The following is a 22,753-nucleotide window of genomic DNA, read 5'->3' as shown; positions in this document are numbered from 1 at the left end:
TAACATGTCAGATAAGAATGCGAAAAAATTTATATTTATTTCTTTATTATATCCACTGCCTTTTGTAGTTATAATTCTTGGGTTAATATATATTTATGACCCATTTCAGATATTTCATAAGCCATATTTTAGAGAGGCTACATTCTTTACAGATATGAGAAAACAAGCTTTGGGGATTATAAAACATTATAAATTTGACTCATATATAATAGGCACCTCAATGCTAGAAAACACAGACGCCAAAGAGGCCACCAACAAACTTAATAGCGATGGCAAATGGATAAATATATCGCTTAGCGGTAGCACTTTTAACCAAAGAGCTATGGTTTTAGATTATATCTTTCAAAATCAAAATCCAAAACATATTATATACTCTCTTGATGGATATTATATGGTAAATATGGTAAATAGACTAAGCAATAGCACTTTGGATTGGGATTTTTTATACGATAATAATCCATATAATGATATAAAATTATATAGAAATTCTAAATTTATGATTTGTGCTCTTAAATTTTCAGATGATAAAGGATGTGTAGGCACAATAGATGATATCTATCAAATCACTAACTGGTATAAAGAATATAAAGAACTATTTGGTGGATTTGATAACTGGATAAAAAATAAAGATAATGGTACGATCAAGCAAACACTAATAGATATCAAAAATGGCAATATAAAAAATATAGATAATCAAGATATAATAGGAAATATAGATATCTTAGCTCAACAAGATTACCTACACAAATATCTAATTAGATTTTTTAGAGATTATCCAAATACTAAATTTTCGATCATCATCCCAACATATTCAAGATTATTTTATCGTATGCAAAATATAGAAACAATATATAATGATAATTCCAAGTTTTTTTATACTTGGGAGAAATCTTTAAGATACTTTATCACTCAAAGTAGTAGTTATAAAAATGTCAAAGTATATGGATTTGATGAATTAGATTATGCTGATGATATTGCTAATTATAGAGACTTGCCACATTATAACAAAGATTTGAATTCAATCCAGCTCGACGCTATAAAAAATCAAACAAATATCCTAACTCCACAAAATATAGATAAATATCTAGCAACACTGGAGCAAAAGATCAAATCCTATGATATAAAGCCATTTATCAAAGCTTTAGAAAATGTAGAGATAGAGCAGATAAAGCAGTAAATATAGCCCATAAATAGGGCTATATCAAATTTAGTTATTTAAATTATCGTTTTAGCTGATTTACGGTTTGGAGCATTTCATCACTTGTTGTGATAGCTTTTGAGTTGGCTTCATAAGCTCTTTGGCCTGTGATAAGATCAGTCATCTCTTCTACTAATTGGACATTACTCATCTCTACAAAGTGTTGTTTGATCTGACCGAAGCCATCAGCACCGCCATTACCGATATTTGGTGCTCCGCTCGCTGCGGTTTCTAAAAATAGATTATCCCCCATAGCGTGAAGGCCGGCTGGGTTTATAAAGTTAGCTAACTCTATTTGACCGATCTGTGTCATCTCTTGATTACCTGGTTGAAGGACAGAGATAGTTCCATCAATGCCTATTGAAATTTCAGTAGCATCAGCTGGAATAGTCATCTCAGGAAGTAGTCTATAACCATCGCTATTTACTATATTTCCATCGCCATCTAGCTTAAATGAGCCATTTCTTGTATATGCTGTAGTACCATCTGGGAGTTGGATTTGGAAAAATCCATTACCGGCAATTGTCATATCAAGTGCATTTCCTGTCTCTTTGAAATATCCTTGCCCAAACATCTTTGTAATAGCAGTCGGACGCACTCCAAGACCTACTTCCATACCTGTTGGGCTCATTGTAGTAGTGCTTGTCGGTGTGCCTGCGTATTGCATAGTTTGATACATTAAATCAGCAAATTCAGCTCTATTTTTCTTAAAGCCTATGGTATTGACATTTGAGATATTATGCGAAGTTGTGTCTATTTGAGTTTGTTGAGCTATCATACCTGTAGCTGCTGTGTATAGAGATCTTATCATTATTTTATCCTTTAGTTAGCTCTCATTGAGGCTAGTTTGTTTATCGCTTCTTGATTTAAATCACTCATGTGAGTTGTCATCACTCTTTGATACATATCAACCATTCTTTGGGTCTCTATTAGGCTTACCATCTCTTTTACTGGATTGACATTTGAGATTTGTGCGTAGCCTTGTGCTATTGAGCCGCTTGTAGCGTTATCTACTACTTCTTCCATACTATCTATTTTATATAGATTATCACCCTCTTTTTGTAAATTTCTAAGCTCTCTTGGCTGAGCTACATACAATCTTCCAACTGGGGCTTGATCGGAGTATATATTGCCATTACTATCGATTGTCATAGGGGCATTTTGTGGGATTACAATTCCCCTTGTTAGCGGTGGTTGGGCTTCATAATTTGTAGGTAAAACTCTATAACCATCTTTAGTTACTAAATACCCTTCACTATCTAAATTTAGTGAGCCATTTTTGGTTAGTCTTACGCCGGCTGGAGTATCTACTAACAAAAATAGATCATTTTTGCCAATTGCGATATCAAGCGGATTATTAGTATGCTTTAGTCCACCAGCGCCAAAATCTGTATAAACTTCATTGATATGCGGCACTCTATTTATAGCACGATTTAGAAATTTAGCAGAATCTTTCGTGTGGTTTTCTAATGGCAATATATCCTTAGTCTCTTTGAAAATTCTCTCAAAATCAGCTATTACCACATCATCTTTTTTATATCCACTAGTATTTACATTAGCAAGATTATTAGTAATGATATCTAAGCGATTAAACTGCGTTACCATCGCACCCGTGGCTTGATAATATCCGTTTTGCATAATCTCTCCTAAGTGAAATTTCTAGCTACTAAGCAAGTTGCGTTCCATATTAAATTTTTATCAAATTACCAAATTTAATACAATTAAGCTACAAAAAATCAATTTTAATGTATAATCAAAAATCTATTTTAAATCCAAATTTAAGGCTTATAAATTTGACTAAGATATTTAATGAGAGATTTTTTAAATTTATATTTGTAATTTCTATAATCATAATTGGCTTATATCTCACCTTTCCAGCCGATCTTACTCAAGCGCAGAAATTAGCCTATCAAAATGCCTATTTCACCACTATTATGCTTACTTTTGGTGGGATTAGTATAGGCGTGATACTTGGATTTGTTTTGGCGTTTTTAAAGTTTTTGGATATCAAAATTCTATCATTTATAATAGATGAATATATAGATATTATCCGTGGAACTCCTGTGTTGCTTCAGCTTATGATATTTGCCTTTGTGATATTAGCCACACTTAGTGATAACTTTTATGCTGCCATTATCGCACTTGGGCTAAATAGCTCAGCATATGTAGCAGAGATAGTCCGCAGTGGTATAAATAGCGTAGATCGTGGCCAAATGGAGGCAGCTAGAGCGATGGGGCTTAGCTATAGTGCGTCTATGAGATTAATCATATTTCCACAAGCTATTAAGAATATTCTTCCAGCTCTTGCTAATGAGTTTATAAGCCTATTTAAAGAGACTTCCGTAGTTGGATTAATAGGGATTTTTGACCTAACAATGCAAAGCAAAAGCCTACAAGCCACGCTATTTACCCCGGAGCCGATTTTGTTTGCGGGGGTGGTGTATTATGCTAATGTCAAGATATTTTCTGTTATAGCAAAATTATTAGAAAATAGGCTAAATAAAGATGATTAAGGTAGTAAATTTAACAAAAAAATATGGCGATTTATCTGTATTAAACAATATTAATACACAGATAAACAAAGGCGAAGTAGTAGCGATAATAGGCCCAAGCGGTGGTGGCAAAAGCACATTTTTACGCTGTTTAAATAGATTAGAAGAGCCTAGTAGCGGAGAGATATTTATAAACAATCAAAATATCTTAGATAAAAAAGTGGATATAAACAAAATTAGACAAAAAGTCAGCATGGTATTTCAACACTTCAATCTCTTTGCCAATAAAACTGTAATACAAAATCTCACCCTAGCACCAGTCCAAGCCAAGCTATATACCATATCACAAGCTACAGATATAGCTATGGAGCTACTAAAAAAAGTTGGCTTAGAATCCAAAGCCAATGTCTATCCACACAAGCTAAGTGGCGGCCAAAAACAAAGAATTGCTATAGCTAGAAGTCTAGCATTAAAGCCTGAAATTATACTATTTGATGAGCCTACAAGCGCCTTAGATCCAGAGATGATTGGCGAGGTTCTATCCATCATGAAAGAAGTAGCTAATGAGGATCTAACTATGGTTGTAGTAACTCATGAGATGGGATTTGCTAAAAATGTCGCAAATAGAATATTCTTTATGGATAAGGGCGTTATAGCAGTAGATGGTAGCCCTAAAGAGATATTTGAAGATAGTTCGCACCCAAGACTGAATGAATTTATAAATAAGGTTTTAAACCATTAAAAGGAGCTTAAATGAATATATTTTTCAAACTAATTTTTGGCGTTGCTTTACTAGCAACTTTGGCCATAAGCCAAACCATAAAAGTCGGCACAAATGCCTCTTATCCGCCATTTGAATTTATAGATGAACAAAATAAAATAAGTGGCTTTGATATGGATTTGATCGATGAGATATCTAAGATTGTTGGCTTTAAATATGAGATAGTAAATCTAGCTTTTGATGCCTTAATACCAGCTTTAAAAGCCGGTAAAATCGATATTATAGCTTCAGCTATGAGCGCTACTCCTGTAAGAGAAAAGGCGGTGGATTTTAGTAAGCCATATTATAATACTATGAATTTGTTTATCAAAAGAGCTGATAATAGCGATCTAATCAAATTCGAGCAACTAGAAGGCAAAAAGATAGCCGTCCAATTAGGCACAGTCCAAGAGCTAGCCGCTAAAGAGATTAAATCAGCTAAGGTTATGGCTATTGATGATATCTATGGCGCTGTGATGGCTGTCAAAAATGCCAAAGCCGATGCCCTAATAGTAGATAGCTCAATAGGTTATGGCTATCTAAAAAACAACAAAGATTTAGCGGAATTTCTAATCCTTCCAGATGGTAGTAATGGATTTAGCTTTGCTTATGATAAAGGCAAATATAAAGAATTTCAAGCTAAAATTGATAAAGCCATCGATGAGCTAAAAAGTAATGGCACATATGATAAACTCTTAATCAAATATGATTTAAAATGAATCAAATTTACGCACTAACCGATCAACACTTCACCCCACTAAACACTCTAAAAGCTCAAATAAACGAGCTTTTAGCTGGTGGGGTCAAAATAATCCAATATAGAAACAAAAGCCAAAATCACGATATATCACTACTAAAAGATATAGCCAAAATATGTAAAAACAACAACGCTAAGTTTATAATAAACGATGATGTAAGCTTAGCCCAAATAGTCCAAGCTGATGGCGTCCATATAGGCAAAGATGATGAGACGCTTAAAAGAGCTAGAGATATTTTAGGTTATAAGGCTTTTATAGGTGTGAGCTGTTATAATGATCTGAATTTAGCTCAAAATGCCGTTACTAATGGCGCTGATTATATCGCATTTGGGGCGATATTTCCTAGCTTATCTAAGCCAAATGCCACGCTTTGTGAGCTTGATATAATCAAAGAAGCGAGAGTAAAATTTAAAACCAAAATAGCCGTAATAGGCGGAATCAATAGTTTAAATTTAAAAGAGATAAAGGATATTGGCGTTGATTACATAGCTATCATATCGGCACTATACACAGATGGGTCAATTAGTGAGAATTTAATCAAATTAAATAGAGCATTAAAGGGGTAAAATGGATATAATCTCAGCTATAATCTTAGGTATTGTAGAGGGGCTTACTGAGTTTTTGCCAGTTAGCTCAACTGGCCATATGATACTTACTTCGCACTTTTTGGGTCTTGAGCAGACTCAAATTTTAAAATGTTTTGAAGTAGTTATTCAATTAGGTAGTATTTTGGCTGTTGTGTGGGCCTTTAAAGAGCGTTTGACAAGTGATATTTTACTATGGATTAAGCTAATTATCGGATTTATACCGACTGCGATTATTGGATTTTTGGCTTACAAATATATTAAAGAGCTATTTAATCCAAATACAGTAGCCTATATGCTGATAATCGGCGGTATTATTTTCATCATTGTTGAGCTATTTCATAAACGCCCTAGCTACACTCCTAGCACAATTCACCTACACAATGTCAGCTATAATCAAGCCTTTATAATTGGTCTTAGTCAATGCCTAGCTATGATACCAGGGACCTCTAGAAGTGGCTCTACTATTATCACCGGTTTGCTTTGTGGGCTTAGTCGTGAAGTGGCTGCTAGATTTAGCTTTTTGCTCGCTATCCCTACTATGCTAGCAGCTACAATATATGATAGCTATAAAAATAGAGAGATTTTCGCTACAAATTTAGACCAAATTTGGATATTTTTAACTGGCGCTGCCGTGGCGTTTATCGTAGCTTTAATAGTGATTAAGCTATTTTTGCGTTTTGTGGCGCATTTTAGTTATATTAGTTTTGGGATTTATCGCATAATTTTGGGATTAGCCTTTTTGTCGCTATCACTTTAAAGATTTGGCTAACTCTACGCAATCTTTAATAGTTTGAGATTTAGAGATTATGGGATCTGTATATGGCTTTAACGCTTGGGCTGTGGCTTTGCCGATAGCAACTGCTTTGTAGCTATCATCCCAACCCAAATTTTGGATAAAGGCTCTCACATTAATCGGGCTTGTAAATATCAAAATTGAGTTAGATTTTGGCTTGCTAGATATATCTTTTTTTAAGATTAAATTCTCATAACCATCAATCACGCTTATATCAATACCATTTTGATTAAAATATATATCTAAATTTGAAATTGTCTCTTTGGCCTTGATAAATAAAACCCTTTTACCATATAATTTCTCTAAAATTTCAGCCCCAAACTCACTTCCGTGCGAATTTTGCGCTTCGTAAATTTGAGTAAAGCCAAATTCCTTACAAGAGAGCGCCGTAGCCTTGCCAATAGCAAAAACCAAAATATCAGCTAAGGTTATAGAGTTAAATTTAAGCGAATTAATACCATTTTTACTAGTAACTATAAGAGCGTCAAATTCACTCAAATCGGTATTAAATTTATTAAATTTAATACCGCAAAGCGAAATTTGCTCCACGCTCTCATCATCAAAAGGTGTATTAGAGATTAAATATATCATATTTTAATCTAGCAAAATCCGCTCTACTCCCACTCGATTGTCGCTGGCGGCTTAGAGCTGATATCATAAACTACACGATTGATTCCGCTAACTTCATTTATGATCCTACGGCTACAATTTTCTAATAGATCATAAGGCAATCTAGAAAAACTCGCCGTCATACCATCGCTAGCATCCACTACCCTGATACAAACAGCATTTTCATAAGTTCTATTATCACCCATCACGCCAACTGAGCTTACATTTAAAAGCACACAAAATGCTTGCCAAGTCTTATCATACCAACCACTACTTTTAAGCTCTTGCTGAAGTATCACATCAGCTTTTCTAAGTAGCTCAAGACTAGGCTCATCCACCTCACCCATTATGCGTATCGCTAGACCTGGCCCTGGAAATGGATGGCGGAAAACCACATCACGACTAAGCCCAAGCTCCAAGCCAAGCGCCCTCACCTCATCTTTGAAAATCTCTCTTAAAGGCTCAATAAGCTCAAATTTCATCCACTCAGGAAGTCCCCCTACATTGTGATGACTTTTGATAGTTTTAGAAGCCCCTACAACGCTACTTTCTATAATATCAGTGTATAGCGTCCCTTGTGCTAGATACTTCACATTAGTGTGCTTTTTGGCCTCGTTATCAAAAACTTCTATAAATGTCTCGCCGATGATTTTGCGTTTTTTCTCTGGGTCTCTTACACCTTTTAAACGACTTAAAAATAACTCACTCGCATCAATGCTAATCAAATTCACCCCAAGTTTTAGCTTAAACATCTCCTCAACTTGCTTAGCCTCATTAGTGCGAAGAAGCCCATTATCTACAAATACAACTATCAAATTTTCTGGCACCGCAGTAGCCAAAAGCGCTGCTACAACAGAGCTATCCACACCACCACTTACAGCACAAAGCACCTTATCATTGCCTACTTTTTTTCTAATAGCTTGAATTTGAGTCTTAGCAAAACTTCCCATATTCCAAGTGCTATCGCACCCACAAATCTTGGCAAAATTCTTAAGCATCACACTCCCAAACTCGCTATGAGCGACCTCTGGATGAAACTGCATAGCATAAATTTTACGCTCAAAATCACCAAAAACACAAAATTCGCTATTTTGGCTCTTAGCTATCACTTCAAAGCCTTTTGGTAGCTCATTTACCTTATCAGAGTGGCTCATCCAAACAATGCTATTATCTACCACGCCACTCATAAATTCACACTCTTTTATAATCTCGATATTAGCCTTGCCATACTCTTTGTGATTGGCTGGTGCGACATTTGCGCCATTTTTGTAAGCGATTAATTGCATACCATAGCATATCCCAAGAATAGGAAGCCCAAGAGCAAAAATCCCATCATCGCAAAAATAGGCATTTTCATCATAAACACTAGCTGGGCCACCGCTTAGAATTATACCTTTTGGATTTTTGGCTTTTATCGCTTCAAGAGTAGCATTAAAGGGCATAAGCTCGGCATAAACGCCCTCTTCTCTAAGCCTTCTAGCGATCAATTGAGTATATTGCGAGCCAAAATCTAGCACCAAAATATCAGCATTTTTCATAATTTATCCTAAAATTAAATTTGCGCAAGTCTATCTAAATTTGGCTTAATTAGCCTTGATTTCTTGCGTAGAATCTGTATAAAATGGATCTGCTTTATATCCACATCCTACTAAAAAAATTAAGCAAAAAATAGCTATAATTGCCAAATGCGAAGTTTTGAGATTATTAATCATATTGTCAACGATCCTAAATATAAAAAATTAAAAGCCGCCAAAGAGACAAGAGAGATATTAAAACTACTTGGTCTGGCTAAAAATAGACTGATTAAATTCACATACCAAAAAGATGGGATTTTGTTTATCGCAGTTTTACATCCACTTGCCAAATCTGAACTAAATCACGATAGTACCAAATTTCATATAAAAAATCTATTAAACAAATACATTGACAATACCCCAAATACTGCCTTAACTCCTATAAAAAGCGTTGTGATTTTCATCACAAAACCTAAAGCATTCCAAGAGTCATTAGAGCCTAAAAAGCCAATTTTCATAGAGCGAAGTGATGGGAATTTCAAAAACAACGCCCAAGATAGAGATATTTACGCACTTTTTGAAAAATTAAGAGAGTCTATAAATGCTAATAGATGAGTTAAAATCCCTACCCAATTCCCCTGGAGTTTATCAATATTTTGATAAAAACTCAAAGCTCTTATATGTAGGCAAGGCTAAGAATTTAAAAAATCGAGTAAAGAGCTATTTCAACGCTGATGCTACGCCAAATTCAAATCTAAGCCCTAGAATCACAAAGATGATAAGCGAAGCTGTCCATATAGAGTGGATTACAACCCAAAGCGAACAAGACGCATTGATATTAGAAAATTCCTTCATCAAACAACTCCATCCAAAATACAATATCTTATTAAGAGATGATAAAACTTATCCATATATTTGCCTAGATTTAAATAGCGATTTCCCTAGATTTGAGATCACTAGAAAGGTTTTAAAAGGCTCTAATATCAAATATTTTGGCCCATTTTTCAAAGGTGCTAATGAGATTTTAGAAGCCTTATACACTGAGTTTAAGCTAGTCCAAAAAAGATCATGCCTAAAAGAGAAAAAAGGTTGTTTATTTCATCAAATTGGTCGTTGCTACGCCCCTTGTCTTGGACTAATAGATAAAAATAATTACGCCAAAATCATAGAAGAGGCTATAAAAAAGATCAAAAATCCACAACTTTTAATACCAAATTTAGAAAAAACAATGCTAAACCTAGCCCAAAATGAAAACTACGAAGAAGCAGCTAAAATCAGAGATCAAATCAAAGCGATCAATGATACAAGCGTTAAAATTCAAATAGATTTAGCTAAATTAGAAGATTTTGAAGTTATCAGCGTCAATTCTAGCTTAGGCTTTGTGTGTGGCGTGAGATTTAGCATTAAAGATGGAAAAGTATGCTCTTCTACGCACATCATAAAACCAGCTAAAGATATGGTAGAATCGGATTTAGAAGCGGTTTATAGAGTTATGATATTAGATGCTTTTGGTATAGATCAACCCATAAATTCAACCAAAATTTACACATATATTAATCTTGAAGATTCTCAAATTCTAGCTGATATACTAAACTCTCGCCATAACAAAAAATTCCAAATCATCCAACCAAAAATAGGCGAAAAAAAAGAGCTAGTAAATATCGCTTACCAAAACGCATTTGAGCTGATTAAAAAACATATCAAAACTAATGATTACACCCTAGCAAGGGATATTCAAGAGAGTTTTGGGCTTAATAACCTACCTTTGAAAATTGAAATTTTCGATAACTCTCATCTATTTGGCGCAGCCCCTGTGGGTGCGATGGTTGTATGGGAAAATGGAGAGTTTAATAAAGCAAAATACCGCCATATGCACCTAAATAGCATAAATGACTATGATCAAATGAGCCAAGTCCTAACTCACAGAGCCAAAAGCTTTGAGAAGACAGCGCCACCAGATCTTTGGATCATTGATGGTGGTGGGGCTTTGCTTAATTTGGCTGAAGATATCATAAAAAGCAGTGGCGCTAATGTCGATATCATCGCAATTTCTAAAGAGAAAATTGATGCTAAAGCCAATAGAGCAAAAGGCAAGGCAAATGATAAAATTTACACAAATATAGGCAAATTTAGTCTAAATTCAAATGATATAAAGCTACAATTCATACAGCGTTTGCGAGATGAAGCGCATAGATTTGCCATTAGCTTTCATCAAAAAAGCAGACAAAAAAGCGACCTGCAAAGTAGCCAGCTAAGCGCTCTTGGTATCTCCAAAGGCTCTATAATCAAGCTTATTAACTACTTTGGAAACTTTGAAAATATCCAAAAAGCTAGCTTTGATGAGATTAAAAAAGTAACCAATAAAATCGTAGCTACAAAGATTACTAAAGGCTAAATTCTCTCAAATTTAGCCAAAATATATCAAAACTCTTGAGTATATTCGTATCCAGCATCTTTTAGAGCTTTTTGAACCCTATCTTGATGCTCTTTGCCTTTGGTTTCTAGCGTGATGGTGATTTTGGCATCGCCATAGCTTAATTTGGTTGAAAATCTATCATAATCAATCTTAACTATATTTGCTCCAGCGATCCGTAAAACATCTCCAAGCGCCATTAAAGCACCTGGTTTATCTATCAATGTGACATTGATTATCATCTTTCTATAGCTTTTTAAAAGCCCTTTTTCGATAATTACGCTTAGAGTTTGGACATCTATATTGCCACCACTTAATATAGCACCGATTTTAGAGCCCTTTTTAAACTCAAATTTACTCTCCAAAATCGCCGCTACAGATACCGCTCCAGCGCCTTCAACCATAATTTTTTGCTGTTCTAAAAGATACAAAATAGCATTTGCGATCTCTTCATCATCTACTTGTACCATATCATCAACGCTTTCTAAAATATGAGCCAAAGTAATCTTGCTAGCGTCTCTAACGGCGATTCCATCAGCTATAGTGCGCACACTTTTGGAGTTGTGTTGGCACCTATCTTTAAAGCTCTCAAACATAGCCGGCGCCCCCTTAGCACTCACGCCAATAATCTTGATATTTGGATTAATCTGCTTAGCGCAACTCGCCACACCACTAATTAACCCACCACCGCCAACAGGCACAACTATATAATCAAGATCACTAACCTCATCTAACATCTCAAGCGCTATTGTCCCTTGACCAGCTTGGACTAACTCATCATCAAAAGGGTGGATAAAGCTCATATTATTCTCTTTAGCATACTCTAAAGCATAGGCATAAGCCTCATCAAAATTATCCCCTTTTAAGATCACTTCAGCCCCAAGAGCCTTAGTCCCAGCAACTTTAGATAGTGGCGCAGCTTCTGGCATAATGATTATAGCCCTTACGCCAAAGTGTTTAGCGCTGATAGCTACGCCTTGGGCGTGATTACCGGCACTTGCTGCTACAACTCCGGATTTTTTAGCCTCTTCATCTAAATTCGCAATTTTATTAAAGGCACCTCTAACCTTATACGCTCCAGTGATTTGTAAATTCTCTTTTTTAAGATAAATTTGAGCATCTGCTATTTTGCTTAATTTTGGCGCAAAGCCAAATGGAGTCTTAGCCACAAATCCATCAATATTTCGTTTAGCTTGAATAATTTTATTTAGACTTATCATTTTTCATCCTTTTATGCTCTATCATGATACAAGCATCTTGAATAAAGTTCAATCCACCATCTTGGGCGATTTTTTTGGCTTCATCATTTACAATCCCTAATTGTAGCCATAGATTTTTCACACCTAATCTTAGGGCTTCCTTGGCTAATTCTGTGGCAAATTCAGCCTTTCTAAACATAACAATCGTATCTATATTTTGCTTAATCTCGCTTAAGCTTTGATATGTTTGGCGTCCATTTATCTCTACACTTTTTGGATAGATAGCAAACACATTAAAACCTTGTTCTATCAGGTAGTTGCCGACATGATTACTAGCCTTATTTGGATCAGGGCTAAAGCCTACAACGGCTATATTTTTCATTGAATTTAATATATTTTGCATTATTTTTCTTTTTTTGGAATTTGGATTTGGATTGTAACGAAATTTTACTAAGTTTAAATTTAAAATCTCCCAAAAGTTACTATAATCAACTTTTGGGACTAAGTTTATTAAGTTGAATTTAAGCTATTTTACTATTCTTTTTACATCAATCTCATTTGCTTTAAGAGCGTTGCCATCAACTTCGCCATATATCGTGATAAGCTCATCAGGCCCAACACTAACTCCACCCCAATCATCATCATCAATCTCTATAATAATAGTATCTTTACCATCGCTAAATTTATATTTTTCGTGGCCTACTTGAGAGATGATTTTGCCTTTTATCTCAACCCAGGTATCATCCCACGCACTAAGGGCCGCTTTGACGCTATTTACCCCATATCTAGGACCTAAAAATCCACCTTGATTCATCGGTGCTTGACCACCTGTAAAGCCTGAAGTATTTGATTGACTAGCACCACCTGTAAAGCCTGCTGCGTTTGCGCTAATTGCTAAAGCTAAAATAGCTATAAAACTGAGTTTTTTCATGTTAATTCCTTATTTAAATGTTGCGTAATTATATATGATATTTGTTAAGCTATTGTGAATTTTAACCATAAAGATAGAAATTGATTTAAACGCTATCTAAATAGCAATCTCACTAAATAAACTCAAAGCAAAATCATCAAATTTAGCCCCTTTTAAATGGCTTTTACAAAATTCCACAATAACCCCATGATAACGACAAAATAGCTCATTATCGCTTATATCACCAATTGCTTTATAAACCTCATCTCTATCGATACTCTCTAGCCACTCCCTAGCCTCTTCATAGCTCTCAAATTCATACCCTAAAGCACTTAAAATCCTATTAGTATAGCTATCGACAACCATCACATCACGCCCACAACCAAAGCACAAAATAGAATAAACGCTCTCAAGTCCTAAGCCCTTTTGTGCTATGAGCCACTCAAAGCTAACGCTACTAGCAAATTCATCAAAATTATCAAATTTATCTATAATTTTATTACAAAGCATACTAAGCCTTTTGGCTTTGGTATTATAAAATCCGCTTGGCTTTATCAATCTGCTTAAAACTTCAATATCCAAATTTGCGATATCTGATAGCTCTTTAACCCCATAATCTCTTAAATTTGCTAAAGATTTTTCCACGCTTGACCACTTAGCATTTTGCGTTAAAATAGCACCCACTATAACCCAAAAGCTCCCATAATCTGGCCACCAATGTCTATTTAACTCAAAGTCAAACTCGCAAACCCCATCAAGTGCTAAAAATAGCTCAACGCTTCTCAATATACTCCTTTGCGCTCTGCCAAAATAACCTAGCGTTTCTAGGGCTTCTTACCCCTTTGCTAGATGCGTAGGCTAAAGCTTGAGCCTTTATCTTCTCTTTATCTATATCGCTATTTTCAAAGAATTTACTCACAATATCGATATACTCATCAACTCCTAACTCATAAAAGCTAATATGAAGCCCAAATCTATCAGCAAGGCTTAAATTCTCTCTGCTATTTTCTTTCTCAACTATGTAATTATCGCTATTTGCTTTGCTTTTTACAAGGTGTTTTAAATTGCTTGTGGCATAAAATACCGCATTTGATGGTGGTGCTTGGATAGAGCCTTCAAGAAGATTTTTTAACTCCGCTAGCGAGCTATCTCTGTTTTCAAATCCAAAATCATCACAAAAAATAATAAATTTATATCTCTTTTTATCCCTGATTTTATCTAAAATTTTATGAAGATTTTTAAGCTCATTAGTATTAATCTCTATAAGCCTTAAACCCATATCCATAAATTTACAAAACACACCCCTTACAAGGCTAGATTTACCACATCCTCGCTCACCCCATAAAAGCACATGATTTACGATATCATCATTTATAAATTTCAATGTGTTGTTGATTAGTTTTGATTTTTGCTCATCAAGGCCGATTAAATCATCTAAATTTGTATAGGCAAGCTCACTTACGGCTTTTAGCTTTCCATCTCTTACTATAGCTGCTTTTGTGTTTTTCCATTTTATCTTCATCAAAAGCTCCCTATATTTGTAGGCATATAATTGCTATTTAAAGCACTATTATATGGATTTTTTCTCTGTTCGTTTAGGTAGTTTGAAGTATCTTGGCTTGATTGCGAATTTTGGGAATTTTGCTCTGTTTTGTCTTTTGTTTCTTGGTTTTGATTTTTTTGAATTTCCATCTTGGCATCAATCTCCATATTAGTAGCTGTGGCTGCTACTTGAAGGTCAGCTGAGCTTGGCTGGGCTGGTGCTAGGGCGGCTCTTTTGATTTGGGCGGCCTTTTTTAATGTCTCTTCTGGAGTTTTGCCTGATGATGTATCTATACCAACCTCACCACCTATAGCATACATCTTATCATCTGGGCCTCTTTGGTAGCTATAACTAGCCCCAGTAGTTAGCCCCGCTCCTGCTGACATATGAGCAGCCTCATGAGTTCTAACTTCTAAATCTCGCCTTTGTAGCTCTATAACTTGCATTTTTTGATCTTGTGTTAGCTCATATTGGTTATTACTACTTTTTTCTTGTGCGTTAGATTCACTGCTTTGAGTTACATTAACGCTTTGAGTCTCTATATTATAAAGAGGTTGATAGTATGATAGTCCCGAAATCATCATCTATTTTTCCTTAAATAGCGTAAAATTTCAGCTAAGACATCGTCATCATCTTTGCTTGGCGATTTTAAAGCAACTTTTATTCCATCCATTTTGGTTAGAGTGATATTTTGTTCATAGCTACTAATGCTCTTAAATTCTTGCTGTGTAGCCATAATTTTGATAACTATGATATCCAAAAACTGCTTAGTATAGATATCAAGCTTACCAAATCTATCTTCAATCTCACCACCGATATCATAGACTTCACTCACTTGATTGCACTTGCTTAAACGCCTATAAAGCTCTAATCTTAATCTATCTTCTGTGATTAAATCACTATTTAAAAAAGCATTTACGCTAAGTTTGATATCTATTTGGGACTCTTTTTTGGTATCTTTATTTAAAATTGAATTTATCTCATCTTCGAGCATTTTAAGATACAAAGAGTAGCCAATAGCTTCTATATGACCGCTTTGAGCCTCGCCGACCAAATTCCCGCCACCCCTAATCTCTAAATCATGATAAGCAAGCAAGGCCCCACTACCAAGAAATGAATTTGACTCCAAAGCCAAAAGTCGCTTAAGTGCCTCATCACTTAGCTCATCTTTATCTTTGACTAAAAAATAGCAATAACCTTGTTTTGAGCCTCTACCTACTCTACCACGCAACTGATGTAAATCCGCAATTCCAAATTTATTTGCTTCATCTATTATAATTGTATTAGCATTTGGCAGGTGAATTCCGCTCTCTACGATGCTAGTACAAAGCAATAAATCATACTCGCCATTAGCAAATTTAATCATCTCATCTTCGCTAGTTTTAGCATCAATTTGGCTGTGAAGTGTGAGGATTTTTAAATTTGGGATTATATCTTTTAGCTCACGCTCGATACTTGGCATATCAGCAATTTTATTATGTAGATAAAAGAGCTGCCCAGCTCGGCGGATCTCACGCATAATTGCTTCTTTAATCAAGCTTCTATCCCACTGCTTGACAAAGGTGCGAACATCTAATCTATCAAGTGGTGGCGTGGTAAGAGTAGCATAACTTTTAATAGAGCTAAGTGCCATATTTAAGCTTCTTGGAATTGGGGTTGCTGACATAGATAATATGTGAGAATGCTCGCTAAATTCTTTTAATTTCTCCTTTTGTTTAACTCCAAATTTATGCTCTTCATCGATAATTATCAGACCCAAATTCCCACTCTCAACACTCAAAAGTGCGTGTGTCCCGATCACTACAAGCGGTTTAGCCGCTCTTAAATCAGCTAATAACCTAGCCTTATCCTTAGCTGTGCTAAATCTATCAAGCCGCCTAACATCGATATCAAATTTAGATAGTCTCTCATTTAAACTCTTATAGTGTTGAGAGCAAAGCAAAGTAGTAGGGACAAAAAATAGAGCCTGAAATCCGCTTTTAACACAAGCAAATATCGCATTCATAGCAACTTCAGTTTTACCAAAGCCCACATCACCGCTTAAAAGCATATCCATCACCTTGCCACTTCTAAGGTGAGATAAAATGCTATTTACGGCGTTATCTTGATCTTTGGTGTATTCAAAGCCCGCTTGAGACCTAAAAGTAGCAAATTCAGCGCTATCAATATCGATTTTAACCCCTTCGATTAGCTCTCTTTTGGCTGCTAGTGAGATAATTTTGTTAGCTATGATAAAAAGCTTTTCTTTGACTTTTTGTTTAAGCTTGCTAAAAGTAGCTTTACCAAGCTTATCTAAGCTCACCACCGCACCGCTTCCAGCAATGTATCTATCTATCATATCAAGATGCTCTGTTGGCAAAAGCAATCTATCATCATTTTGATAAGTTAATACCACAAATTCTCTACTATTACCAAGCACACGAATCAGCTCAAGACCTGCGAATTTACCAATTCCATACTCGCTATGGACTACGAAATCTCCAATTTTTAACTCATCTAAGACAATGCTAGCTTTTTGTCTTTTTTTGCGTGAAGTAAGATGATTTAGGCTGATTATAAGCTCATCTTTGCTAATTAAATTTAATATTAAATCGCTTTTGATGAATTTCAAATTTGGATTTAACTCTAATCCCAAAGCCCTAAATGCACTCTCATTAGCGCTTAAAATCTCTATCTTTTTATCTTTATGAAATGCTATTAAATCGCTATTTACGCTACCTTCAAAGACTCTATATATCTTAGCTTTTGGCAAGGATGTAACGCTATCAAATTTGCTTATATCACAATCATCAAAATCAAACTCACAATCCTTAATAGCCTCAAACTGCTCTAAATAATCCACAAATCCATCAATAACCCAAAATCCAAATGAGGCTAAATCATTTACTAAATTATTTGATTCAATATTATTAGCACTATCTAAAGTACTATTTAGCTCATCAATGCTAAGTGCGGCTATATAAGGGGTGATAGTGATGCTCTCATCGCTACTAATGCTCTTTTGCGTAGCTGGGTCAAATCGGCGAATACTCTCGACTATATCAATATCCAAAGCTATCCTACAAGGCAACTCATCACCAACGCTATAAATATCAATAATATCACCACTAATTCTAATCTCGCCCCTACTTTGGACAATATCGACAAAGTTATATCCATATCCTAGAATTTCATCTTTGAATTTAGCTAAATCTATTGTATCGTTTAAATTTATATTTTTTACACTTAGTTGATTTGCATTGGGGAGTTTATTTAATATAGTTCTAAATGGAGTGATTAATAGCTTATTTGGATTAGTGCTTAGATGAAATCTGCTTAACTCTTTGCTAATATCTAAAAGCTCACTATTAAAAGCTCTTAAATCATCATCCCTTTTAGCTCTAAAATCAGGCAAGACAAAGCACTCACGCCCAGCATAAGTAGCCGCTGCGTGAGCCTTAAAAGCCTCTTTGTCATCATTGACTATTAGAATTTGAAATTGAGTTTTATGGGTTTTAAAAAACTCATATACCCTTGCTTGCACCACTTTCCTCTGTATCTATTATCTCTAAATTCTCTAAAGATTGTATAGACTCTGAAGCTTTAAGAGAGCTTTTGCCATCGAATCTTCCGCCAACTTCAATACTCAAACTACCAGAGCAGATATCGCCTAAGACAAATCCACCACTTAAAATCTCAACCGACCCAGAATCGATATTGCCCTCAAAGACACCATTTACCACTACCTTAGATGCCGTGATAATGCCTGTAACCTTGCCGTTTTTACCAATTACAACTGTGTTGCTAGATTTGATCATACCATCAATATGACCCTCAATATATAAAACCGAGCCACAAGCTAGCTCCCCTTTTATGTATGCTCCTTCTGATATTATGGTTGTTTCAGAGTTAAATTTGCCACTGCCTTTACTAAAGACTGCCATGATACTCTCTTCTCCTTTTGAAATATTTCTTCATAATTTTTTCTATTCCAATTAATAAAATTAGCCGGATCTAATGGGCGTTGAACAAAGCGTATTTCATAGTGTAGATGCGGCCCTGTGCTTATACCTGTGTTACCGCTATAACCTATCAGATCTCCTTTTTTGACAAATTGCCCTTCTTGGACAACATCCTTTCTTGATAGGTGAGCAAATCTAGTTTTAAAGCCAAAATTATGCTCTATAACCACTAAATATCCATATCCGCTAACTATATTAAATCCCGCTACTTGGACAACTCCATCAGCTGGTGCATATACTGGTGTGCCAATAGGTGCTCTAAGGTCAATTCCTTGATGTAGGTGCCTATGGCCTAAAACCGGATGAATCCTCCACCCAAAAGAGGCCGTTACACCGCCATCCTCCATTACTTTGCCATTTGGAATCATTGAAAATAGTATATTTTGTTGCTCTACTGTAAGCTTAATATTTTCTAATCTATCATCGATATTGGTGCTATTTATATCATCATTTAGGCCGATTTGCTCTTCTAAAAGTGAAATTTTATCCTCGATAGCCATCAATTCTTCTTCTTTGGTTGAGAGCTTTTGTTTTATATTTTCATACTCTAAATTCAAGCTCTCGCTACTGCTTATTAGCTCCTCTTTGGTCTGTCTAAGGCTATTTGTCTCATCTTGTAAATACCCCATATACAAAGCCCCAAAGACAAAAATCAATAGCAAAATCGCAACGATATATATAAAAATTTTTTTTAATACCTGACTTAAGAGATAGTTTCTAGAACCATTAATATCAGTTATTGTAACAACAATTTTATCTTTCAATCTTATCCTTAATAAAATTTTCTACCAACATAAATGACCCAAAAACCAAATAACGCTTATCTTTATCTAAATGCTTAAACTCCAAACACTCAATACCAAGCTCATTGGCTGCTTTAATAATCTGTTTTTTTGCTAATTTTCTATTTTGACTATCATAATTGTAAATGTAAATTGTAGCAATAAAAGGCTTTAAGCTTAATAAAACGCCAAAAATATCCTTATCATCAAAGGCATTATATATCAAATTCACCCCATACCAGCCTATACTTTGTAAGTGTTTAGCTATTGCTTTTGCTGCGTGCGGATTGTGTCCGACATCGATTATTAGGTTATCTTTTATCCTTTGGCATCTGCCTATTAAGCTTAATCTATCTAAATTTAAAATTATATTATCTAATTTCTCCACACCTAAAATTTTAGCCGCATTTACTGCTAGGGATAAATTTATCTTTAAAAAATCCGCTAATTCAAATCTCTTAGCATACTCATCAATGCTATGTTGAAATATATCTTTTTGGATTATTAAATTTGCCTTTTTGCTCTTTGCTATATCCTTGGCTAATTCCATACAGGCAAATTCACTACTTATCAAAGCTACTTTTCCCATCGCATTAAGCTTGGTTGTGGCTATCTTGCTAAGGGTATCACCTAGCATATCTGTATGGTCTAATCCAATTGGCGTAAATATACTAAGAATTTTATCAAATACATTTGTAGCATCATACTCTCCACCCATTCCAGCTTCCATAACCAAATAATCATACCCCTCAAACAGCACCACACAAAGCAGAGTCGCCCACTCAAAATAGCTTAATCTCTCTACCATCTCAAAGCCATCAAAAGAGCCAAAAATATCTAAAAGCCTATTATGAGCTAAATTTAATCTATCTTTATCAATCACCTCACAACCACTATAAAATCTCTCGCTAAAATCAAATATATGCGGACTGCTATAGTGACCAACTCTTTTACCGCTAGAAGTGAGAATTTGAGTTAGGAATCTACCGGTGCTTCCCTTGCCATTAGTGCCTACTACATGGATAATTGGTGGTGGATTGAGCTTGGATTTTATAAGTTTATAAATTTTAGGAAATCTCTCATAATTAATCTCTTGATAATACAATGGTTTTGAGCTTAGAAATATCTCATAATCCATCAAAGAACTTTTATACAATTAACCCCCTCGCTCCTAGCAGATTTCAATCCCAAATTTGCCTTTTGTATCATATCAGATTGAGTATTAGCACTAGATCTAATAGCAATACCACAACTAACACTAACTACAATATGCTCATCTTTATATCGAAATTTATACCCAGATATATCATTTATCATAGTTTGAGCTAAACTCATAGAGCTATTTATATCTAAATTTGCTATTAATATCACAAATTCATCCGCCTTTGTCCTAGCGATAAATTCTCCATTTATGCAGCGATTCTGTATGATTTTAGCCATTGTAGACAAGATCGCATCCTTGGCATTTAAGCCATATTTTGAGCCGATATCATCCAGACCATTAATCCCGATAATCATAATAGAATAATCTATTGAGTATTTGGTTTTAGCCTCTTCGATACTAGCTAACTCCATCTCAAAGCTACTTTTGTTATTTAATCCTGTTAGCTCATCTTTTTGGATATTGGCCTTAGCTATCATATCTTCAAGCTCTTTAATTCTCTCTTTTAAATCACTTATCAATCTACTATCATTACTTAGCCTAGATCCCATTGCTGATATCTCATTGCGAAGTGAATTTGATGTGTTTTGTAGCTTCTGTTTTATGGTGTTATAATCATCAATTGAGCTGATATTATCCATATCAAAAATAGCGCTATCTACGCTACTACCATTATTTAAAAGAGTTGCGGCGAAATTTTGAATTTCAATATTTAAATCATTTAAAATTCCATCTAAAATAGCTATCTTATGCTTTATCTCATTTTGATCAAGCTTAACTCGCTTTAATATACACCTTTTAATGTCATCTTCCATAGCTGGGCTACTTAATAGCGCTGGGTCTTGCCTTAAATGCTCGCTAATAGTAGCTATATCATCATCAGCACTTGGAGCAATCGATGGGACTAGGGCTGCTATTATAAGTTCGCAAATTTTAAAATATTGCAAATCTTGTTCTTTGGAATTATCTTTGAATTTCTCGATTTTAGCGACTATTGTCTCTATATCATCGCTTTGTTTTATACCATATTTTTCTAATCTTTTTAAATATTTATCATCAAAATGCGAAACAAACTCAAACCACCTATCCCTAATCAAATTCAAACTCTCAACACTCACAACCCCATCAAGCATAGAGATACTAGAGTTTGCTAAATCCTTGGCTTTGGTATTGTGCATTAAGTTTATAGCGTGAAGAATTCGCTTTAAAAGCATTGTTTGAGCTAGACTAATTTTGGTTATATCAGTTGGATTAGCACGATTTAACCTAGAGCTAATAAAAGCAAAAAGCTCATCAATGCTTCTTACATTCATCTTTTTAAGCTCGTTTTGGTAGCTTTGATCTAGTTTGGATATATAATTTTCTAGCTTTTTACACTCCATCGCACTTAGCCCACGCCTAGCTGCAGCCGCACAAAATAGCGTATGATAATTATCAGGCGTTAGAGTGATCTTCTTTTGACTTGCTTCTTTAAATACATCTTTTATAACATCAGAGATTAGACTTGCCATTTAAAAGACCTTGCATAGCTAACTTGCTCACAAACTCATCAAAGCTCTGTAAAGATGCATTTGTGATCGCATCAAACCTCTCACTATCACTAATTACACTATCTGTAAATCTATTGTCGTTCAGTCTTCTAGTCACACGAAAATCATAATCCCCACTAGCTAAAACACTCTTGATATTGCCATCTTTTTGCTTTAATTTATACTCTATAATCAAATTTGCCTTATAGGCTGTAGCGTAGCCAAACTGGTCGTATGATATAGTATCAAATGTCAAAGATTTTATAGACGCTATAATGATACTTTCAGCTTTGTCTTTTTGAGTTAAGCTAACGCCAAGGCGCCTTAACATCGCTGATTTGATACCATCTTTTATAGCTACTGAGCTTTCTGGGTCAATCTTGCTGATGATTACATCGATCCAAACACTACTACCTAAAATATCTCTAGCTGCCACGCTAGATGGTTTATAGCCACAACCTACAATAAAAAAAGCTAGCAATAAAATGGCAATTAATCTCACT

General features: G+C 35.0%; 24 protein-coding genes. 8 read left to right on the top strand and 16 right to left on the bottom strand.

Annotation, left to right across the window (positions count from 1 at the left end):
- Window positions 1-4 precede the first annotated feature (4 nt).
- A complete protein-coding gene (locus CLAN_RS02955; RefSeq protein WP_100590549.1) occupies window positions 5-1,177 on the top strand; it encodes a hypothetical protein in 1,173 nt (390 codons plus the stop codon).
- A 43-nt stretch (window positions 1,178-1,220) separates the two neighbouring features.
- On the opposite strand, the gene flgG is transcribed toward CLAN_RS02955, so the two are convergent.
- On the bottom strand, window positions 1,221-2,009 hold the full coding sequence (gene flgG, locus CLAN_RS02950) for a flagellar basal-body rod protein FlgG (RefSeq protein WP_096016867.1): 789 nt from the start codon (window positions 2,007-2,009) through the stop codon (window positions 1,221-1,223).
- 11 nt (window positions 2,010-2,020) lie between these two features.
- Window positions 2,021-2,836, bottom strand: a complete 816-nt coding sequence (locus CLAN_RS02945; protein WP_100590548.1) for a flagellar hook-basal body protein — start codon at window positions 2,834-2,836, stop codon at window positions 2,021-2,023.
- Window positions 2,837-3,000: 164 nt separating this feature from the next.
- Here CLAN_RS02945 and CLAN_RS02940 point away from each other — a divergent pair, with 164 nt between their 5' ends.
- From CLAN_RS02940 to CLAN_RS02920, 5 genes are read left to right on the top strand one after another with little or no spacing between them, the layout of a single operon-like run.
- Window positions 3,001-3,711: an amino acid ABC transporter permease gene (locus CLAN_RS02940; protein WP_167368963.1), complete on the top strand. Its 711-nt coding sequence runs from the start codon at window positions 3,001-3,003 to the stop codon at window positions 3,709-3,711.
- Window positions 3,704-4,432 carry an amino acid ABC transporter ATP-binding protein gene (locus CLAN_RS02935; protein WP_100590547.1) on the top strand — a complete coding sequence of 243 codons (729 nt, stop codon included), beginning with the start codon at window positions 3,704-3,706 and terminating at the stop codon, window positions 4,430-4,432. Before CLAN_RS02940 ends, CLAN_RS02935 begins: the two co-directional genes overlap by 8 nt.
- Window positions 4,433-4,443: 11 nt before the next feature.
- A complete protein-coding gene (locus CLAN_RS02930) occupies window positions 4,444-5,169 on the top strand; it encodes a basic amino acid ABC transporter substrate-binding protein (RefSeq protein ID WP_100590546.1) in 726 nt (241 codons plus the stop codon).
- A complete protein-coding gene (gene thiE / locus CLAN_RS02925; RefSeq protein WP_100590545.1) occupies window positions 5,166-5,774 on the top strand; it encodes a thiamine phosphate synthase in 609 nt (202 codons plus the stop codon). The genes CLAN_RS02930 and thiE overlap by 4 nt, the downstream gene beginning before the upstream one ends.
- 1 nt (window position 5,775) lies before the next feature.
- The gene (locus CLAN_RS02920; RefSeq protein WP_100590544.1) at window positions 5,776-6,552 is read left to right on the top strand and encodes an undecaprenyl-diphosphate phosphatase; all 777 of its coding nucleotides are present in this window, start codon (window positions 5,776-5,778) and stop codon (window positions 6,550-6,552) included.
- On the opposite strand, the gene CLAN_RS02915 is transcribed toward CLAN_RS02920, so the two are convergent.
- Both CLAN_RS02915 and guaA read right to left on the bottom strand, forming a co-directional pair.
- Window positions 6,544-7,179: a uroporphyrinogen-III synthase gene (locus CLAN_RS02915; protein WP_100590543.1), complete on the bottom strand. Its 636-nt coding sequence runs from the start codon at window positions 7,177-7,179 to the stop codon at window positions 6,544-6,546. The genes CLAN_RS02920 and CLAN_RS02915 overlap by 9 nt on opposite strands.
- Before the next feature lie 23 nt (window positions 7,180-7,202).
- Window positions 7,203-8,735, bottom strand: coding sequence for a glutamine-hydrolyzing GMP synthase (gene guaA / locus CLAN_RS02910; RefSeq protein WP_096013424.1), 1,533 nt, complete (start codon window positions 8,733-8,735; stop codon window positions 7,203-7,205).
- Window positions 8,736-8,882: 147 nt separating this feature from the next.
- Here guaA and CLAN_RS02905 point away from each other — a divergent pair, with 147 nt between their 5' ends.
- The gene (locus CLAN_RS02905) at window positions 8,883-9,326 is read left to right on the top strand and encodes a hypothetical protein (RefSeq protein ID WP_100590542.1); all 444 of its coding nucleotides are present in this window, start codon (window positions 8,883-8,885) and stop codon (window positions 9,324-9,326) included.
- Window positions 9,313-11,106 carry an excinuclease ABC subunit UvrC gene (uvrC, locus tag CLAN_RS02900; protein ID WP_100590541.1) on the top strand — a complete coding sequence of 598 codons (1,794 nt, stop codon included), beginning with the start codon at window positions 9,313-9,315 and terminating at the stop codon, window positions 11,104-11,106. Before CLAN_RS02905 ends, uvrC begins: the two co-directional genes overlap by 14 nt.
- A 26-nt stretch (window positions 11,107-11,132) precedes the next feature.
- On the opposite strand, the gene ilvA is transcribed toward uvrC, so the two are convergent.
- The 12 genes from ilvA to lptE form a co-directional block, all read right to left on the bottom strand.
- On the bottom strand, window positions 11,133-12,344 hold the full coding sequence (gene ilvA, locus CLAN_RS02895) for a threonine ammonia-lyase (RefSeq protein WP_096013427.1): 1,212 nt from the start codon (window positions 12,342-12,344) through the stop codon (window positions 11,133-11,135).
- A complete protein-coding gene (locus CLAN_RS02890; RefSeq protein ID WP_096014828.1) occupies window positions 12,328-12,726 on the bottom strand; it encodes a CoA-binding protein in 399 nt (132 codons plus the stop codon). The genes ilvA and CLAN_RS02890 overlap by 17 nt, the downstream gene beginning before the upstream one ends.
- A 123-nt stretch (window positions 12,727-12,849) precedes the next feature.
- Entirely contained in the window at window positions 12,850-13,254 is a 405-nt protein-coding gene (locus CLAN_RS02885; RefSeq protein WP_096013429.1) for a YgiW/YdeI family stress tolerance OB fold protein, read from the bottom strand.
- Between the two features lie 96 nt (window positions 13,255-13,350).
- Window positions 13,351-14,019 (bottom strand): 3-methyladenine DNA glycosylase, encoded by a 669-nt coding sequence (locus CLAN_RS02880; RefSeq protein ID WP_096027366.1) that lies wholly within the window; start codon window positions 14,017-14,019, stop codon window positions 13,351-13,353.
- On the bottom strand, window positions 14,006-14,755 hold the full coding sequence (locus CLAN_RS02875) for a DUF815 domain-containing protein (RefSeq protein ID WP_096013431.1): 750 nt from the start codon (window positions 14,753-14,755) through the stop codon (window positions 14,006-14,008). The genes CLAN_RS02880 and CLAN_RS02875 overlap by 14 nt, the downstream gene beginning before the upstream one ends.
- Window positions 14,755-15,360 carry a putative metalloprotease CJM1_0395 family protein gene (locus CLAN_RS02870; protein ID WP_100590540.1) on the bottom strand — a complete coding sequence of 202 codons (606 nt, stop codon included), beginning with the start codon at window positions 15,358-15,360 and terminating at the stop codon, window positions 14,755-14,757. The genes CLAN_RS02875 and CLAN_RS02870 overlap by 1 nt, the downstream gene beginning before the upstream one ends.
- Window positions 15,357-18,299: a DEAD/DEAH box helicase gene (locus CLAN_RS02865; RefSeq protein ID WP_100590539.1), complete on the bottom strand. Its 2,943-nt coding sequence runs from the start codon at window positions 18,297-18,299 to the stop codon at window positions 15,357-15,359. Before CLAN_RS02865 ends, CLAN_RS02870 begins: the two co-directional genes overlap by 4 nt.
- Window positions 18,280-18,699, bottom strand: a complete 420-nt coding sequence (locus CLAN_RS02860; protein ID WP_096013434.1) for a bactofilin family protein — start codon at window positions 18,697-18,699, stop codon at window positions 18,280-18,282. The genes CLAN_RS02865 and CLAN_RS02860 overlap by 20 nt, the downstream gene beginning before the upstream one ends.
- Window positions 18,648-19,541, bottom strand: a complete 894-nt coding sequence (locus CLAN_RS02855; protein ID WP_096019247.1) for a M23 family metallopeptidase — start codon at window positions 19,539-19,541, stop codon at window positions 18,648-18,650. Before CLAN_RS02855 ends, CLAN_RS02860 begins: the two co-directional genes overlap by 52 nt.
- Window positions 19,531-20,697, bottom strand: coding sequence for a bifunctional folylpolyglutamate synthase/dihydrofolate synthase (locus CLAN_RS02850; protein ID WP_100590538.1), 1,167 nt, complete (start codon window positions 20,695-20,697; stop codon window positions 19,531-19,533). Before CLAN_RS02850 ends, CLAN_RS02855 begins: the two co-directional genes overlap by 11 nt.
- Window positions 20,697-22,232 carry a GGDEF domain-containing protein gene (locus CLAN_RS02845; RefSeq protein ID WP_100590537.1) on the bottom strand — a complete coding sequence of 512 codons (1,536 nt, stop codon included), beginning with the start codon at window positions 22,230-22,232 and terminating at the stop codon, window positions 20,697-20,699. The genes CLAN_RS02850 and CLAN_RS02845 overlap by 1 nt, the downstream gene beginning before the upstream one ends.
- Complete coding sequence (gene lptE, locus CLAN_RS02840) at window positions 22,213-22,752, bottom strand: LPS assembly lipoprotein LptE (RefSeq protein ID WP_096014837.1); 540 nt, start codon at window positions 22,750-22,752, stop codon at window positions 22,213-22,215. Before lptE ends, CLAN_RS02845 begins: the two co-directional genes overlap by 20 nt.
- Window position 22,753 lies beyond the last annotated feature (1 nt).

It is taken from the genome of Campylobacter lanienae NCTC 13004, assembly GCF_002139935.1.
Taxonomy (GTDB): Bacteria; Campylobacterota; Campylobacteria; order Campylobacterales; family Campylobacteraceae; genus Campylobacter; species Campylobacter lanienae.
This window is presented reverse-complemented; position numbering and strand designations above follow the sequence as displayed.